General features: G+C 59.7%; 14 protein-coding genes. 9 read left to right on the forward strand and 5 right to left on the reverse strand.

All coding sequences use genetic code 11. The annotated features are described in order from the left end of the window. Positions 1–73 precede the first annotated feature (73 nt). The 4 genes from mscK to BLU07_RS02535 form a co-directional block, all read right to left on the reverse strand. Positions 74–3355: a mechanosensitive channel MscK gene (gene mscK / locus BLU07_RS02520; RefSeq protein ID WP_092383845.1), complete on the reverse strand. Its 3282-nt coding sequence runs from the start codon at positions 3353–3355 to the stop codon at positions 74–76. Positions 3356–3476: 121 nt separating this feature from the next. After that, positions 3477–5279: an acyl-CoA dehydrogenase gene (locus BLU07_RS02525; protein ID WP_092389524.1), complete on the reverse strand. Its 1803-nt coding sequence runs from the start codon at positions 5277–5279 to the stop codon at positions 3477–3479. 86 nt (positions 5280–5365) lie between these two features. Next, positions 5366–6343, reverse strand: a complete 978-nt coding sequence (locus BLU07_RS02530; RefSeq protein WP_092383847.1) for a serine/threonine protein kinase — start codon at positions 6341–6343, stop codon at positions 5366–5368. A 76-nt stretch (positions 6344–6419) separates the two neighbouring features. Beyond that, positions 6420–7157, reverse strand: a complete 738-nt coding sequence (locus tag BLU07_RS02535) for a ComF family protein (RefSeq protein WP_407920088.1) — start codon at positions 7155–7157, stop codon at positions 6420–6422. A 44-nt stretch (positions 7158–7201) separates the two neighbouring features. Here BLU07_RS02535 and bioB point away from each other — a divergent pair, with 44 nt between their 5' ends. The 8 genes from bioB to BLU07_RS02575 all read left to right on the forward strand — a co-directional run bounded on the left by bioB (position 7202) and on the right by BLU07_RS02575 (position 15174). Beyond that, complete coding sequence (gene bioB, locus BLU07_RS02540; RefSeq protein ID WP_407920089.1) at positions 7202–8302, forward strand: biotin synthase BioB; 1101 nt, start codon at positions 7202–7204, stop codon at positions 8300–8302. 121 nt (positions 8303–8423) lie between these two features. Next, on the forward strand, positions 8424–9599 hold the full coding sequence (gene bioF, locus BLU07_RS02545) for an 8-amino-7-oxononanoate synthase (protein ID WP_092383851.1): 1176 nt from the start codon (positions 8424–8426) through the stop codon (positions 9597–9599). After that, on the forward strand, positions 9592–10323 hold the full coding sequence (locus tag BLU07_RS02550; protein WP_092383853.1) for an alpha/beta fold hydrolase: 732 nt from the start codon (positions 9592–9594) through the stop codon (positions 10321–10323). The genes bioF and BLU07_RS02550 overlap by 8 nt, the downstream gene beginning before the upstream one ends. Next, positions 10316–11104: a malonyl-ACP O-methyltransferase BioC gene (gene bioC, locus BLU07_RS02555; protein WP_092383855.1), complete on the forward strand. Its 789-nt coding sequence runs from the start codon at positions 10316–10318 to the stop codon at positions 11102–11104. The genes BLU07_RS02550 and bioC overlap by 8 nt, the downstream gene beginning before the upstream one ends. Positions 11105–11118: 14 nt before the next feature. Then, positions 11119–11814 (forward strand): dethiobiotin synthase, encoded by a 696-nt coding sequence (bioD, locus tag BLU07_RS02560; protein WP_092389528.1) that lies wholly within the window; start codon positions 11119–11121, stop codon positions 11812–11814. Between the two features lie 63 nt (positions 11815–11877). After that, positions 11878–12189, forward strand: a complete 312-nt coding sequence (locus BLU07_RS02565) for a hypothetical protein (RefSeq protein ID WP_092383857.1) — start codon at positions 11878–11880, stop codon at positions 12187–12189. Positions 12190–12235: 46 nt separating this feature from the next. Next, the gene (locus BLU07_RS02570; protein ID WP_092383859.1) at positions 12236–13075 is read left to right on the forward strand and encodes a putative metalloprotease CJM1_0395 family protein; all 840 of its coding nucleotides are present in this window, start codon (positions 12236–12238) and stop codon (positions 13073–13075) included. A gap of 296 nt (positions 13076–13371) precedes the next feature. Next, a complete protein-coding gene (locus BLU07_RS02575) occupies positions 13372–15174 on the forward strand; it encodes a phenylacyl-CoA dehydrogenase (protein WP_092389530.1) in 1803 nt (600 codons plus the stop codon). A 53-nt stretch (positions 15175–15227) separates the two neighbouring features. Here the strand turns inward: BLU07_RS02575 and yjgA are convergent, their stop codons facing one another. Then, positions 15228–15746 (reverse strand): ribosome biogenesis factor YjgA, encoded by a 519-nt coding sequence (yjgA, locus tag BLU07_RS02580; protein ID WP_092389532.1) that lies wholly within the window; start codon positions 15744–15746, stop codon positions 15228–15230. A gap of 115 nt (positions 15747–15861) precedes the next feature. Between yjgA and pmbA the strand changes: the two genes are divergently transcribed. After that, positions 15862–17223, forward strand: a complete 1362-nt coding sequence (gene pmbA, locus BLU07_RS02585; RefSeq protein WP_092383861.1) for a metalloprotease PmbA — start codon at positions 15862–15864, stop codon at positions 17221–17223. Positions 17224–17264: the final 41 nt, after the last annotated feature.

Raw genomic sequence — 17264 nt, forward strand, 5'->3', positions numbered from 1 at the left:
GTGCGCGCAATGCCGGATGATGAATCCACGGAATCCAGTCGGGGTTGTCACTCTGAGCCTTGGCAGGCAGCTATTAAACCTTGCGACTCTCAATCAGCTTCTCTACCCCATCGCTGTTGCGCAGATAGACATCCAGCTGACGGAACGCAATTTCGATGCCGTTTTCGCGGAACAGACGGTCAACTTCGCGATTGATTTCGTCGATTGAGGGGTTGCGATCACCCAGTTGGCCGACGTGGTAGCGTAGTTCATGATCGAGTGTGCTTTCACCGAAATTGAGGAACAGTACTTCGGGCTCCGGATCAGCGAGCACGCGTTCATTGGCGTGAGTGATCTGCAGCAGCAGCTGTTTGATTTTCGCCAGGTCCGAGTTGTAGGCGACACCGAGCTTCAGGATGACGCGAGTCACGGTATCGGACAGCGACCAATTGACCAGATGGCTGGTGACAAAGGTTTTGTTCGGGACAATGATTTCCTTGCGATCAAAGTCGCTGATGGTGGTGGCGCGGATGCGGATGCGGTTGACCGTTCCGGACAGATTCCCGATGGTGACTACATCACCAATGCGGATCGGGCGCTCGAACAGCAGGATGATGCCGGAGACGAAGTTGGCAAAAATCTCCTGCAAGCCGAAGCCAAGACCGACGCTGAGGGCGGCTACCAGCCATTGCAGCTTGTCCCAACTGACGCCCAACGTCGACAGACCGACGATAATGCCGATGCTGACGATAACGTAGCTGAGCAGGGTAGTGATGGCATAGCTGCTGCCCTGCTGCAGTTTGAGCTTGGACAGCAGCAGGATTTCCAGCAGGCCGGGCAGGTTGCGCGCCAGAGTAATGGTAAGCACGACAATGATCAGGGCGCCAAGAACGTCGGCAACGCTGATCGGCACCATGTTGGGAAATTCGGCACTGCCGCTGTTGTATTGCCACAGGGTGAAGCTGTTGAGGTAAGTGGCAGCACTGAGCAGATCGGACCAGATCAGGTAAACCACTACACCGAAGACCAGCATCAGGCTGAGCTTGGCCAGGCGCAGGGATTGCTGGTTGATCTGTTGCAGGTCCATTTTAGGTACTTCGACGGCCATGTCCTGGTCCGTCTGATCGTTGGCTTGGCTGTTTTCCCGCTTGCTCAGGGCGCGCTGGTAAGCCAGTCGCCGTCCGGCGACGTTCAGGTTGCGCACTGCAGTACCGTCGAGCAGCAGCCAGAGGACGATGACATACAGGGTGTCGATAAAGCGATCAGCCAGCTTGATGGCGGTGTAGTGATACCCCCAGAAACTCATGCCGGCGAGAATGACCGGGGTCAGGGCAAGTGCCAGGGTCGCGATCGAGTGAATTACCCGTGAACTGTACAGTGGTTTGGTGCGTCGCATCAGGTTGCCAAGCAGCCCTCCCAGTACCAGCAGGCAACTGATCATCAGCAGGCGGCCGATAGCGTCGGCATCCAGCACTTCAGGGCTGTGTTCCCCCAGCGCGACGATGACAACCAGAGGCAACAGGATAAAGGCGGTGTGCTTGGTTAGCCGGTGCAAGCGGGAGACGCGGTCGGCTTCCCAGCGAAAATGCCGTTCGGCAATTCCCTGATTATCAAATACCCGGTAAAGCAGATGCAGCACCAGCCAGGCAAGGGCGGCATACAAGGCGGCGATGCCGAATGCAGGTATTGCTTTACCGTCATGGCGCATCAACAGCAGGCCGCAACCAGCCAGCAATAATGGAATAATGCTGACGCGGAACAGGGTCAGCAGCAGTGCCAAAGGGGTATGCCGGGTAGTGTCGCGGCGAAAATGACCGACATCGGCATGCAGGGTTTGCAGCTTGCTGTTGATTCTCGGGCGTGCCAGCAAATAAATAGCCAGCAGCAAGCCAAGGCCGATCAGACCTGGCCATTGTTTGATCAGGTGTGGCGGGATCTGACGCAGATGAGTCAGGGGTTGTAGCTGTTCCCATTGCTGGCTGAGCTGTTGAGGCAGGGATTGCAGCCAGTTGCGATCAATCGGCCGGCTGCTGGCGACCCAGAACAGCTGGTCATCGATAGTGCGCTGCAAATCACTGCTGAGTTGCTGCAATTGCCGCTGACTGATCTGCAGGGTAATCGCCTGGCTGAGCAGGTTGTTGATATTGGTGCCCAGTTGCTCGACCAGCTGTACCCGGTTGGTGATCATCACTTCAAGATCGTTGCGCAGTTGTTCCTGCTGGGCTGCAGGCAGGCGATCGAGCAAGCGCTGCAGGTAGGCTTCAGGGTGGGTCAGTTCTTCTCGCAGTTGGTTCAGCTCGAACTGACGCAGGCGCAAGTCAGCAATCCGGTCGGGTAGGCCATGATCAACGTCCACGCGTGGCAAGGTGCGTTTTTGCTGGTGCAGGATGCGTGACAGCAACAGGCTGCCTTCCAGTACGCTGATCTGCTGTTCCAGCGCCCGATCCACCTGGGTCAGGCTGTCAATCTGTTGCCGGGTCTGGATGTTCTTGCGCGTCAGTTCGCTGATCTGGGTGGTCGCGCGCAGCAGGCTTTCACTCAGTTGGCGGTTCAGGCTGCCCTGTTCGCGCAGTAATTGGTGGTCACTCGACTCGGCGGCCAGGCTGACATCGTCAACAGCTTGCTCGGAAGCGCTCAAGCGCTTGTCATGAATCACGTCCTGCAGCACCTGAATATCCATGTCGATCACTGCGGTTTGCTGATTGAGCAAGTCACGCTCATGGCTGGCCAGTTCCTGGAGCACATTATTGGCATTCAGGCGTTGGCGCATCAGTTCGTTGGCTCGTTGCAGACTGGCGGTTTCGGCGCGCAGCATAGCGATGCGCGCATCACGCACAAGGCTGGCCGGCTGGCGTTGCAGGCTGCGAATCTGCTCGCTGATGGCCTGTTCGCGGGTCTGGTTGGCACTGACATTGGCCTGAGTGCGCTCCGGACGGGTCTGAGCGCCGATCAGCTCACTGTTGATGCGGGTCAGCTCGTTTTGCCAGGCAAACATGCGCGCGACTTTTTCGCTGAGTTGGTCTTCCAGCTCACTCAGTGGAAGATTCTCCAGCTGTTGGCGCAGGGTATCGGCTTCGATCACGCTGATCTGGTCGATTTGTCGGCGCGTGGCGCTCATGCGTGCAGGCGCTTCATCCAGTTGTTCATCCAGCTCGGCCTGCTCTTTGTCGAGTTGTTGCTGGCGCTGCAGATGACTCAGAGTGCTTTGATAGATTTCCTGCAGCTCACGTCGTTCCGCCTCGCTGCCTCCACTCTCGGTTAATGCCTCGAGCTGGTCGCGCACAGTATTGATGGCCGTATCCAGTTCGCTTTGTGCGAGCGCCGGCAGGCTGAGGCTGAAGCACAGGAAGAGCAAGAAGACGCGCAGCAGGGGCATGGCAGGTTTCCACAGAAATTACTCTGTGCAGGTTAGTCGTAGCGGGCAGGGATGGGAAGGGGGAGGCGCTGTGGTGTGAAGGATGCGGTAGCGAGCGGGGTGCTCGCTACCGCAATCGGGATCAGAACCAGCTGTCCTGCATATCCATGCAGGTCGGGTCCAGAGACTCCAGCAGATCCAGCGCGGGGTGACAGCTTGGAACTTCCCAGGTCAGGAAGTAACGGGCTGCCTGCAGTTTGCCGCGATAGAAATCGGCATCCGCCGGGTTGCCCTTGTCCAGGCCTTCCTGCGCCTTGACGGCTTGTTCCAGCCAGCGCCAGCCGATGACCATGTGGCCAAAGGTGTTCAGGTAGAGCGCGGAATTGGCCAGCGCTTCGTTGATCTTGCCCTGGCCCAGATTGCCGAGCAGGGTCATGGTCACCTTGCCCAGGCGCGCATGCAGTTTTTCCAGCGGTTCGCGCAGTTGGTTCAGGCTGTCATGGTCGCGGGCGCGGCCACAGGTGTCCTGAATCAAGGCCGACAGCTGCTTCAGTGCGCTGCCGTTGTTCATCACGACCTTGCGACCCAGCAGGTCCAGTGACTGGATGCCGTTGGTGCCTTCATGGATCGGGTTCAGGCGGTTTTCCCGGTAGTACTGCTCGACCGGGTACTCGCGGGTATAGCCGGCACCACCAAGAATCTGGATCGCCAGTTCGTTGGCCTTGAGGCAGTAATCCGACGGCCAGGCCTTGACGATCGGGGTCAGCAGATCAAGCAGTTCAAGCGCTGTTTTGCGCTCTTCTTCTGTCGGCAGGGTCTCGGTGTCGTCAAACAGGCGGGCAGCGTACAGACCGAGGTCATAGCCACCTTCGACATAGGCTTTCTGCGTCAGCAGCATGCGCTTGACGTCAGTGTGCTCGATGATCGAGACCTGCGGGCTGCTCGGGTCCTTGCCATCGGGCAGGCGACCTTGCGGGCGGTTGCGCGCATAGTCCAGTGAATACTGGTAACCCGCATTGCCGAGCATGACCGCGCCCATGCCAACGCCAATGCGCGCCTCGTTCATCATCTGGAACATGTAGTTCAGGCCGTTGTGCGGCTTGCCCACCAGATAACCGACACAGTTACCTTTCTCACCGAAGTTCAGAGCGGTGGAGGTGGTGCCGCGCCAGCCCATCTTGTGGAACAGGCCAGCCAGGGCAACGTCGTTGCGCTGGCCCAGGCTGCCGTCATCGTTGACCAGGAACTTGGGCACGATAAACAGGCTGATACCCTTCACGCCGGCAGGAGCGTCGGGCAGTTTGGCCAGCACCATGTGCACGATATTTTCCGACAGCGGGTGATCGCCACCGGAGATATAGATCTTGTTGCCTTTCAGGCGGTAGCTGCCGTCATCAGCCGGTTCGGCCTTGGTACGGATATCCGACAGCGAGGAGCCGGCATCGGGTTCGGTCAGCGCCATGGTGCCGAAGAAGCGGCCTTCAATCATCGGCTGCAGGAAGCGCTGCTTCTGTTCGTCACTGCCGAAGTTTTCGATCAGGTTGGCCGCGCCCATGGTCAGCATGGGATAGGACGAGGTGGCAATGTTGGCCGCCTGGAATTGGGTAAAGCAGGCCTGTGACAGCAGGGTGGGCAACTGCATGCCGCCCTGTTCGAAGCTGCGCGTGGCATTCAGGAAGCCGGCTTCAAGGAAAGCCTCGACGGCGGGCTTGACCTCGGGGATGAGCTCGGCTGCACCGTCAACGAACTTGGGCTCGTTCTCGTCGCTTTTGCGGTTGTGCGGCAGAAAGAATTTTTCCGCGATGGTGCGCGCGGTCTCGATCGAGGCGTCGAAGGTTTCCCGGTTGTGCTCGGCGAAACGTTCGCGCTGGGTCAGGGCTTCTGCATCCAGCACTTCGTAGAGTTCGAAGGCCAGGTTGCGGGCATCAGGCAGGATATTGGACATGGTGATTACCTCGAATTTGATCGCCGGCATTGTATGCGCTCGCGGCGTGACTGGAAACGGCCATTGATGACCGTTATGTAACCAGATCAGAAGGTGCGCAGCGCGGGTTCATCCAGTGCGGCGCGTTGTTCGCGCAGGGTCAGCACCTGATCAGCCCAGTAACGCTCGCTGGCAAACCAGGGGAAATGCCGCGGAAAGGCCGGGTCTGTCCAACGCCGTGCCAGCCAGGCACTGTAATGGACCAGTCGCAGGCTGCGCAGGGATTCGATCAACGGCAGCTGGCGCGGGTCGAAGTCGTGAAATTCGTTATAACCATCCACCAGTTCGGCCAGCTGCCCCTGGCGCTGGTCGCGTTCACCGGAGAGCATCATCCACAGATCCTGGATCGCCGGGCCCATGCGGCAGTCATCCATATCCACCATATACAGCAGCTCGTCACGCCAGAGCAGGTTGCCGACATGCAGGTCACCATGCAGGCGGATGGGCTGAAACGGGTGTTGCAGCCAGCGAACGTCAATTTCAGCGAGCAGGTCGCGGGCCACGGAAAAATAGGCCGGGCGCAGGTTCTCCGGCACGCAACCGGCCTGTTCCAGCCAGTCGACACTGGCATGGCCAAAGCTGGCCGGGTCCAGGGTCGGACGGTGCTCAAAGGGGCGCATGGCCCCGACGGCATGCAGGCGACCGAGCAAGCGGCCAAGCATCAGCAGGTGGTCAGGGTTGTCGAATTCCGGTGCGCGGCCACCAAAACGCTTGAACAGGGTGAAACGAAAGCCGGCATGCTCGAACAGGGTTTCGTTATCGATCTGCATGGGGGGAATCACCGGGATTTCGCGCTCGGCCAGCTCGATCGAAAACTGGTGCTCCTCGCGAATCGCGGCATCGCTCCAGCGGTCGGGGCGGTAGAATTTGGCGATCAGGGGTTGCCCGCCTTCAATGCCGATCTGGAATACCCGGTTCTCGTAGCTGTTCAGCGTCAGCGTGCGCGCGTCGCTGAGAAAACCCAGCGACTCTACCGCATCCAGCACGGTATCCGGGGTCAGGGCAGCAAAGGGGTGATCGGACATGGGGCAACTCCAGCAAGACTCGACCCGCAAGCTTCAAGCCTTCGGCGGTTGGCTGCAAGGATTTTGTTGCCCGGGGTCAGGGCGTGCGGGCCAGTGCCCAGATGCTGATACTGGCGGCACCGGCCTTCAACAGCGTGCGGCTGACTTCATTGGCGGTGGCGCCGGTAGTGACCACATCATCAAGGACAGCCAGGTGAAGGCCATGGATCTGTTCCGGCTGAGGGCAATGAAAAGCGTCTTGCAGGTTGCGCCGGCGTTCATTGGCGCTAAGGCCCTGTTGTGCTGGCGTGCTTTGGCGACGAAGCAGGCTGTGACGGTCAAGCTGGATGCCGAGCGCTCGGGCTACCGGGCGGGCCAGTTCAAAGGCCTGGTTGTAGCCGCGCTGGGCCTGACGTTGGCGATGCAGTGGCATCGGCAGCAGTCTCTCGGGCAAGGCCTGGTCATACTCGTTGTGGTGATGCTGTATTGCTTGTATCAGGGCGGGCACCAGCAGGCGGCCGGAGGCCAGTTGATTGTGATACTTAAAAGCCGGGATCAGACTGTCGAGTGGAAAACGGTAGGTGAAAGGTGCAATTACCTGCCGGAAGGCCGGTGGTTGCTGCAGGCATTGGCCACACAGGGTGCCGGGGGATGTGTCATGCAGTGGGAGTGCGCATTGTGCGCAGTGGCTGCCCAGCCAGGGCAGTTCAGCCTGACAGGCGCTACATATATCACTGTGGCTGTCACTGGGGCCAAGGCATAACTGGCAGTGGCGGGAAAACACAGTCAGCGCCTGATTAAAAAGTGATCTAATGTAAACCTGTCGGATTTGCATCGGTTGACAGCCTCCATGCCGCCGTTATCATTTGAAACATTGCCATGTTGCCGGCCACGTACTGCCGCAACCTATCCATCCAGCCAAGGATTTTCTGCATGACCGCTTCCGTAACCCGTCACGACTGGACCCCCGCCGAGGTATTGGCCCTGTTTGAGCAACCCTTCAACGATCTGTTGTTCCAGGCACAAACAGTACACCGGCAGCATTTTGATGCCAATCGGGTGCAGGTGTCGACCCTGTTGTCGATCAAGACCGGCGCCTGTCCGGAAGATTGCAAATACTGTCCCCAGTCCGGCCACTACAACACCGGGCTGGACAAGGAAAAACTGCTGGAAGTGCAGAAAGTACTGGATGAAGCCGCTGCCGCCAAAGCCATCGGTGCGACCCGTTTCTGTATGGGCGCGGCCTGGAAGCACCCGTCGGACAAGGATATGCCCTACGTGCTGGAAATGGTCAAAGGCGTGCGCAAGCTGGGTCTGGAAACCTGCATGACCCTGGGCAAGCTGACCAAGGAGCAGACTGCTGCGCTGGCCGATGCCGGGTTGGACTATTACAACCACAACCTGGATACCTCGCCGGAGTTCTACGGCAACATCATTACCACGCGCACCTATGGTGACCGTCTGGAAACCCTGGCCTACGTGCGGGACGCCGGGATGAAAATCTGTTCCGGTGGCATTCTCGGCATGGGCGAAAGCCTGCGTGACCGTGCCGGTCTGCTGATTCAGCTGGCGAACCTGCCGGAGCATCCGGAAAGCGTGCCGATCAATATGCTGGTCAAGGTCAAGGGCACACCGCTGGAGAACGAGGAGGATGTGGATCCTTTCGACTTCATTCGTACCCTGGCGGTCGCTCGTATCATGATGCCGAAATCCCACGTGCGCCTGTCTGCCGGGCGCGAGCAGATGAACGAGCAAACCCAGTCACTGGCCTTCTTTGCCGGTGCCAACTCGATTTTCTATGGTGAGCGCTTGCTGACGACCGGCAACCCGCAAGCGGAGAAAGACATGCGCCTGTTCGAACGCCTCGGCATCAAGCCGGAAGAGCGTGAAGAGCACGATGATGAAGTGCACCAGGCGGCCATTGAGCAGGCTTTGGTGGAGCAGCGCGAGAGTGAGCTGTTTGTGAATGCAGCGGGCTGAACCCCGCTGCAGCGGCCAGCTTCAGGCAATCAGCTGCACGCTGGCCGCAACCGCTGTGACGATGCAGTAAATCCACCCGCACGACTTGGGCGTCATGTCTTGCCGTCGCCTTGAGGCCCCTATGCCCTTTGATCTCTCCTCACGCCTGGCCGAGCGCCGCGCTGCCCATTTATATCGCCAACGCCCCTTGCTGGAGTCGCCGCAAGGGGTGCGGGTGATGGTTGATGGGCAGCCGTTATTGGCCTTCTGCAACAATGACTATCTCGGTCTGGCCAATCATCCCAAGGTGGTTGAGGCCTTTACCCAGGGCGCACAGCGTTGGGGTGTTGGTGGTGGTGCTTCGCACCTGGTGATTGGCCATAGTGGCGCGCATCACCAGCTGGAAGAGGCGCTGGCGGCGTTTACCGGTCGGCCGCGTGCCTTGTTGTTGTCCAGTGGCTACATGGCCAACCTGGGCACGGTCACTGCGCTGGTCGGGCAGGGCGATACGGTATTGCAGGACCGGCTGAATCACGCCTCGCTGCTCGATGCCGGCCTGCTCAGCGGCGCGCGCTTCTCGCGGTATCTGCATAACGATCCCGAGAGCCTGGGCAGTCGCCTGGCCAAGACCAGCGGCAATACCCTGGTGGTGACTGACGGCGTGTTCAGTATGGATGGCGACCTGGCGCGCTTGCCCGAGCTCTGTGCGCGGGCCAAAGCGGCAGGTGCCTGGGTGATGGTGGATGATGCCCATGGCTTTGGTTGTCTGGGCCCGCAGGGCGGCGGCATTGTTGAGCATTATGGCCTCGGCAGCGAGGATGTGCCGGTGCTGATCGGTACCCTGGGCAAGGCCTTTGGCACCAGTGGCGCCTTTGTCGCCGGTAGTGAAGAACTGATTGAAACTCTGATCCAGTTTGCGCGGCCCTATATCTACACCACCAGCCAGTCGCCAGCACTGGCCTGGGCAACGCTGACCAGTCTGCAATTGCTGCGGGATGAAAACTGGCGACGCGAGCATCTGCAGCACCTGATTGCGCGCCTGCGCCAGGGCATCCAGTCCCTGGGCCTGCAGCTGATGGACAGCCCGACACCGATCCAGCCGGTGCTGGTCGGCTCCAGCGCCCGCGCCCTGATGATGTCAGCCGCGTTGCGTGAGCAGGGTATTCTGGTCACCGCGATCCGCCCACCCACGGTACCCAAAGGCACTGCCCGCTTGCGCATAACCCTGTCTGCCGAGCACAGCCTGGCCGATGTCGACCACTTATTGACCGCGCTCGAACAAGCCAATCGGCGCGTCAGCGGAGCGTTACATGACTGATGTGAGTACTGCCGACATGACCCTGCTGCCGGGTTGGGCACTGGATGCCGCCAGCCTGCAGCCACTGCGGCAGGCGCTGTCGGAGACACTGCCGAGCGCGCAGATTGATCTGGCCAACCTGCCGGCCCTGCGCATGGCCGAGTTGGAGCCCGGTTTGAGCCAGTGGGCCGAACAGTTGCGACCGGGTGTTCTGGTGGGTTGGTCCCTGGGCGGTATGCTGGCTTTGCAATTGCAGCGACGCTTTCCCGAGCGCTTTCCGGCAGTGGTCACCCTGGCCAGCAATGCCTGTTTCGTGCAGCGCAAGGACTGGTCTGCGGCGATGCCGGCGGCGACCTGGAAGACCTTTTACGCAGACTTTTGCGACCAGCCGGAGAAAACCCTGAAGCGCTTCGCCCTGCTGGTGACCCAGGGCAGTGAGGATGCACGTGCCCTGGCCCGGGCTCTGCCCTGGGACAGGCACACTACCGAACAACGGCTGCATTTGCTGGCCTTGCTGGGCGTGCTGGATAACCGCGCCTTTCTGGCCCGTGCCAATGCGCCGGTATTGCATTGTCTCGGCGCTGGCGATGCGCTGGTGCCAGCCGCTGCGGCTGAAGGCCTGCAAGCCCTGGCTCCCTCAGCGCGTATTCGCCAGCACCCTGAGGCCAGTCATGCGCTGGCGCTGGAGCAGCCGGCCTGGGTCGCTGAGCAGATTGCGACTTTTCTGGAGTCGCTGCATGAGTGAGGCGGTAATCGACAAACGCCAAGTGGCAGCATCCTTCAGCCGTGCGGCCTCCAGCTATGATCAGGCGGCAGCTTTTCAGCGTCAGGTCGGCGATGATCTGCTGGCGGTGCTGCCTGCCATGCAGCCACGTCATGTGGTGGATCTGGGCAGTGGCACCGGGTTTTTTACCCGTGCCTTGCACGCGCGTTATGCGGCACAGGTATTTGGCCTTGATCTGGCTGAAGGCATGGTGCGCCTGGCGCGGCAGCAACCGCCGGCCGTGCAGGGCTGGGCGGTGGCCGATGCCGAGCACCTGCCACTGCGCAGCGCTAGCCTGGATTTGCTGTTTTCCAGCCTGGCGGTGCAATGGTGCCCACGGCTGGATCAGGTATTGGCGGAAGCCCGTCGTGTTCTGCGCCCCGGCGGCTACCTGGCTTTTACCACCCTGGTCGATGGCTCGCTGCACGAGCTGCGCCAGGCCTGGCAGGCGGTAGATGGTTTTGTGCATGTGAACCGCTTTATGCCGGCGGCTGACCTGCAAGCGTTACTGACTGACAGCGGCCTGCGCATCCAGCATTGTCAGGTGCAGCCGTACGTCTTGCAGTACCAGCAGCTGAGTGAGCTGACCCGCGAGCTCAAGGCGTTGGGCGCCAACAACAGAAATCCGGGGCGCCCCGGTGGCCTGACTGGGCGCGCACGCTTGCGTGCCCTGACGCAGGCTTATGAGCGTTTTCGGCAGGCTGACGGGACCTTACCGGCAACCTATCAGGTAGCGCAGGTGATCCTGCAGGTGCAGGAGTGAACGAGGAAATGACGATGGCACAGGTGTTTTTTGTTACCGGAACAGATACTGAAATCGGCAAAACCACTATTGCTGCGGGCTTCTTGCACGCGGCGCGACAACAGGAATTGACGACGGCGGCGGTCAAGCCGGTCGCTGCCGGTTGCGAGCGAACCGCTGAGGGTTTGCGCAATGATGATGCCCTGACCCTGCAGGCGGAATGTCAGCCTGCGCTGGCCTACGACCTGATCAACCCGGTAGCACTCGAAGCGGCCATTGCCCCGCACATTGCAGCGGCTGAATCCGGGGTAACCCTGACAGCGGCTGCTTTGCTGGCCGGTTGTCAGCCGGTATTGCAGCAGCAGGCAGACCTGACCCTGATCGAGGGAGCCGGCGGCTGGCTGGTACCCCTGAGCGGCAGTGAAACCCTGGCTGACCTGGCAATTGCTTTGCAGTTACCGGTGATTCTGGTCGTCGGCATGCGCCTGGGTTGCATCAATCACGCCCTGTTGACGGCCAAGGCGATCCGGGACAGCGGTTTGCATCTGGCTGGCTGGGTCGCCAATCAGATTGATCCGCAGATGAGCCGGCCGCAAGAGAACCTGGCGACCTTGCAACAATTGATGTCAGCCCCTTGCCTGGGCGTGGTGCCCAGCCTGGCAAACGCCAGTGCTGCAGCGGTTGCCGGGCACCTGAAACTGAGCGACCTGCAGTCACATCAAACTGACTGACGGTCGTGCAAAAATTAACCAGATATGCCATTATCAGTGTAAATCCCACATCAGGAGGTTGTTATGCCTTCAGTTGATCTTGTTTCCAGTGGACTGGCCACCGTACGTCAGGGCCAGAGCCGCATGACCAGCGCCGCCAGCGATATTGCCCGGGCCGGCCAGCAGCCCGATCCGGCGCAACAGCAGCAAGCTCTGAGTCAGGTTGGCAATGGCCAGCAGGCTCCAGCAGCTGCGCCTTTGGAAACCAGCCGACCGGTCAACCTGGTCGATAGCCTGGTTGAATTGCAACAGGGTCGTCAGGAAGCCGAAGCCGGCGCTTCCGTTATTGATACGGCCGATGAGGTGCTGGGCACCCTGTTGGACGTTAGTGCTTGAACATGACGGCTGGTACTGACCAGCCGTTGCCATTGAGCTGAAACCCATGCTGCTTTCTGCCGCGCTCAGCGGTGCAGTTACTCCTCCTTCCTATACCGCCAGGCAACCTGATTTGCCGAGCGTCTCCCCGCGTGTTCCCGATGCCGCCGTCAGCGCTGTTGGCGTTTCTGGTCAGGCGGTCAGTAATCGGCAAGCCATATCGCCCGCTGGTGTCGGCACGTCGTCCGCCTCCTCACCGCCAACCAATACAGAGCGCGAGGGGGATGGTGATGCCGAGGCTGCGCGTGCCGCTGAACTGGAACAACGTGCGGCGTCTGCCGAAGCTGAAATGCAGCGTTTGTTGCAGCAGGAAATCCGTACCCTGGCCCAGCGTGACCGAGAAGTACGTGCCCATGAACAGTCGCACCTCGCCGTGGGTGGGCAGTATGCCGGCCCGGTAAGCTATGACTTTCAACGTGGCCCGGATGGTCGCCAATATGCGGTAGGTGGCTCGGTAGCGATCGATGTGTCTCCGGTTGCGAACAATCCGGAAGCCACGTTGCAAAAAATGCAGCAGGTGCAGCGTGCTGCGCTCGCGCCTGCGGAGCCTTCGCCGCAAGACCTTGCGGTTGCCGCTCAAGCGGCACAGCAAGCTGCAGCGTCCCGCGCCGAGCTGGCACAGGAAAGCCTGTCCACTGACGCTGACGATGAGGACGACAGTGCCAGTGCGGTGTCGGGTAATGCGGATGCTGACGATGAAGGTGTGACAGCGGGTGAGTCCTCCAGTGAAAGCGCGGCAGCCGACAGAGTCGATGACTCCACCCTGCGCAGTCGTTCCGCTCTTGCGAGCTATCAATCCGCTGAGCAGGGTGCCAACCTGTCTTCGTTACTGGATCTTCGCGCCTGATTGCTGACTGACACGCCTGACATGAGCGGTGATTGAGTCTGCAAGTCTGCTATCTGAGTGTATTCGACTCCTCTTTATTCGCTGGCCGGATGCCGGCGCTGCGGTTGATTTCCTGCAGCGGATGCCTGCTGTCGCTGAAACAATTTTCCTTGCCTGCTGAAGGGGAAAAAGGGTTGACATGGGTGCTCCATAAACGTATGTTTCAAACGTCTGTTTGAATTGCCCGATGAAGGGCAACCTTAACGTGCAGCCAACGGCTGCTCTTGAACACCGATAACACCATTGAGGTCAGCACCATGCCAGACTACAAAGCTCCCCTTCGTGATATCCGCTTTGTACGCGACGAACTGTTGGGTTACGAAGAACATTACCAGAGCCTGGGTTTTGAAGACGCTTCACCGGATATGGTCAATGCCATCCTGGAAGAAGGCGCCAAGTTCTGTGAGCAGGTCATTGCCCCGCTGAACCGTGTTGGCGATACCGAAGGTTGCACCTGGTCCCCCGAGGGCGTGAAAACTCCCACCGGTTTCAAAGAGGCCTACCAGCAATATGTTGAAGGTGGCTGGCCGAGCCTGGCGCACAACCCGGATCACGGCGGCCAGGGTCTGCCCGAGTCACTGGGTCTGGCGATCAGCGAAATGGTTGGTCAGGCCAACTGGTCCTGGGGTATGTACCCCGGCCTGTCACACGGCTGCATGAACACTCTGGATACCCACGGCAGTGACGAGCAGAAGCACACCTTCCTGCCCAAGCTGGTATCTGGCGAGTGGACTGGCACCATGTGTCTGACAGAGCCGCATTGCGGTACCGATCTGGGCATGCTGCGCACCAAGGCAGAGCCGCAGGCCGATGGCAGCTACAAGGTATCCGGCACCAAGATCTTTATCTCCTCTGGCGAGCACGACATGTCAGAGAACATCATTCACATCGTGCTGGCCCGCCTGCCCGATGCACCGGCCGGTACCAAAGGTATCTCGCTGTTCATCGTACCCAAGTTCGTGGTCAATGCTGACGGCGAGAAGGGCGAGCGCAACGGTGTGCATTGTGGTTCGCTCGAGCACAAGATGGGCATCCACGGTAACGCCACTTGTGTGATGAACTTTGACGACGCTACCGGTTATCTGATCGGTGAGCCGAACAAGGGTCTGAACGCCATGTTCACCTTTATGAATACCGCCCGTCTGGGTACTGCGCTGCAGGGCCTGGCCCACGGCGAAGTCGCCTTCCAGGGTGGCATCAAGTATGCCCGCGAGCGCCTGCAAATGCGTTCACTGACCGGTAACAAGGCCCCTGAAAAGCCGGCTGATCCGATCATTGTGCACCCTGACGTACGTCGCATGCTGTTGACCATGAAAGCCTTCAATGAAGGCAACCGTGCCATGGTTTACTTCACCGCCAAGCAGGTGGATATCCTGAAGAACAGCCAGGACGAAGAGCAGAAGAAAGCCGCTGAAGCCATGCTGGCCTTCCTGACGCCGATCGCCAAGGCCTTCATGACCGAAGTCGGTTTTGAAGCAGCCAACCACGGTGTACAGATCTATGGTGGCCATGGCTTTATTGCCGAGTGGGGCATGGAGCAGAACGTGCGTGATGCGCGTATTGCCATGCTGTACGAAGGCACCACCGGTATTCAGGCCCTCGACCTGCTGGGTCGCAAGGTACTGATGACCCAGGGCGAAGCACTGAAAGTCTTTACCAAGGTCGTGCACAAGTTCTGCCAGACCAACGAAGGCAACGAGAACATTCAGGAATTCGTTGCGCCGTTGAACCAGCTGAACAAGGAATGGGGCGAGCTGACCATGAAGATTGGCATGGCCGCGATGAAAGACCGCGAAATGGTCGGCGCGGCTGCAGTTGATTACTGCATGTACTCCGGTTATGCCTGCCTGGCTTACTTCTGGGCTGACATGGCTCGCGTTGCCAGCGAAAAACTGGCTGCCGGTACCAGCGACGAGGCTTTCTACAAGGCCAAGCTGCAGACTGCGCGCTTCTACTTCCAGCGCATCCTGCCGCGTACCCGCATGCATGTAGACGCTATCCTCTCAGGTGCGGATAACCTGATGGATATGGCTGAAGAGGACTTTGCTCTGGGCTTCTAAGCCAGTGCGATAACAAAAACCCCGGTCACTGACCGGGGTTTTTTGCGTCTGGCTCAATCGTTTTCGACGATTTCGCGGATGCGTTTGAAAATCTTGCGCGAAGCGGCGGGTGGCTTGTTTTCCGCCGCTTCTTTGGTAGCCTGACGAATCAGCTGCCGCAAGGTCTGACGGTCATCTGCAGCCTGCGGGTAGGACGCGATAAAGGCTTCCAGCTCATCCGGTTTGCCACTGACCAGCCGATCGCGCCAGCGCTCCAGTTGATGGAAGTACTCGGCATGCGCCTGGCTGCTGCTGTCCATGCGTTCGATCAGCGCGCGAATGCTGTCGATGTCTTCATCGCGCACCAGTTTGCCGACAAAACTCAGATGCCGTTTCAGCGCACCACGTGCGGTGTGGCGCGGGGCTTCTTCCAGCGCCAGGCGCAGCTTGGGCTTGAGGTTGAGCTTGTCCAGCTGCTCGGGCTTGAGTTCGGTCAGGCGCTGGCCCAACTCACGCAGCTCGTGCAGCTCACGTTTTATCTGGGATTTGCTGGGGCCTTCGTCAAGCTGTTCTTCATCTTCAAAGTCTGTCATCGTCAACCTTTTGCGCGAATCAATAGCGGTTGCCGCCATGATACCGTGCTGCCGCAACGCTGTCCGCAAACCGGGTCGCAGTAGGTTAAACTGTCGCACCACCAGAGGAGAACCCATGAGCCAGAACCCGACATCACCCAGCCAAAGCCCGGAACAATTGCGCAGTGAACTGGAGCAGCGGGTCGACTTTATCCTGCAGGAAGCCAGCAAACAGGGGGCAAGTGCCTGTGAGGTTGGTGTCAGCCACAATACCGGGCTGTCAGTGGGGGTGCGACAGGGTGAAGTGGAGACAGTCGAGTTCAATCGCGATCAGGGGTTTGCCATCAGTCTGTATGTTGGTCAGCGCAAGGGGTCGGCGAGCACCTCGGATACCTCGGATGAAGCAATTCGTACCACGGTGTCGGCTGCCTTGGCGATTGCCCGTCATGCCTCAGAAGACCCCTATGCCGGGCTGGCGGATGCGGCGCTGATGGCCAGGTCCAGTGAGCTGCCGGATCTGGATCTGTATCACCCCTGGGAACTGAATGCAGAAAAGGCTATTGAGCGCGCGCTGGCCTGTGAAGCCGCCGCGCTGGCTAAAGATGCACGCCTGACCAGTGACAGCGCCAATGTCAGCACTCAGCAGGGTTGCCGGGTTTATGGCAACAGTCATGGCTTTATCGGCAGCGCGATTGGTACCCGCCACAGCGCTTCGGCAGTATTGATTGCTGCCGACGAGCAGGGTATGCAGCGTGATTATTGGTACAGCATTGATCGTCGTGCCGACCGCTTGAGCAGTGCCGAGGCCCTTGGCGAGCGGGCTGCAGAACGTACCCTGGCGCGCCTGGGTGCGCGTAGCGTGAAAACCGCCAAGGTGCCGGTGCTGTTCGCTGCCGACCAGGCTGCGGGTTTGCTGGGTCAGTTGATGGGTGCGATTGCTGGTGGCTCGGTCTACCGTGAATCCACCTTCCTGCTGGATGCCATGGGCCAGCCGATATTTCCGGACTGGGTCACCATTGATGAGCGTCCGCATCTACCTCAGGCCCTTGGCAGTGCGGCCTTTGATGGTGAGGGGCTGGCAACCCGGGCCAAGTCATTTGTCGATCAGGGTGTGCTGCAAAGCTGGATGCTCAGCAGTTATTCCGGGCGCAAACTTGGCCTACCCAGCACCGCCAATGCGGGCGGGGTGCATAACCTGCATATCACGACCAATGCTGGCAATCTCGATAGCTTGCTGAAAGAGATGGGCACGGGGCTGCTGGTGACCGAGATGATGGGGCAGGGCGTAAATATGGTCACCGGCGATTATTCGCGCGGGGCCGGTGGTTTCTGGGTAGAGAATGGCGAGATCGCCTATCCGGTCAAAGAGATTACCGTGGCCGGCAACATGCGCGACATGTTCACGCAATTGCGTTGTGTGGGTAGTGACACCGAACGCCGTGGCAATTACCTGACCGGCAGCTGGCTGGTCGATGGCATGACCGTTGGTGGAGCCTGACAAACGCGGTTTTGCACGGAAGCAACGACAGGCAGGAGGCC

This window comes from Halopseudomonas salegens, from assembly GCF_900105655.1.
Taxonomy (GTDB): Bacteria; Pseudomonadota; Gammaproteobacteria; order Pseudomonadales; family Pseudomonadaceae; genus Halopseudomonas; species Halopseudomonas salegens.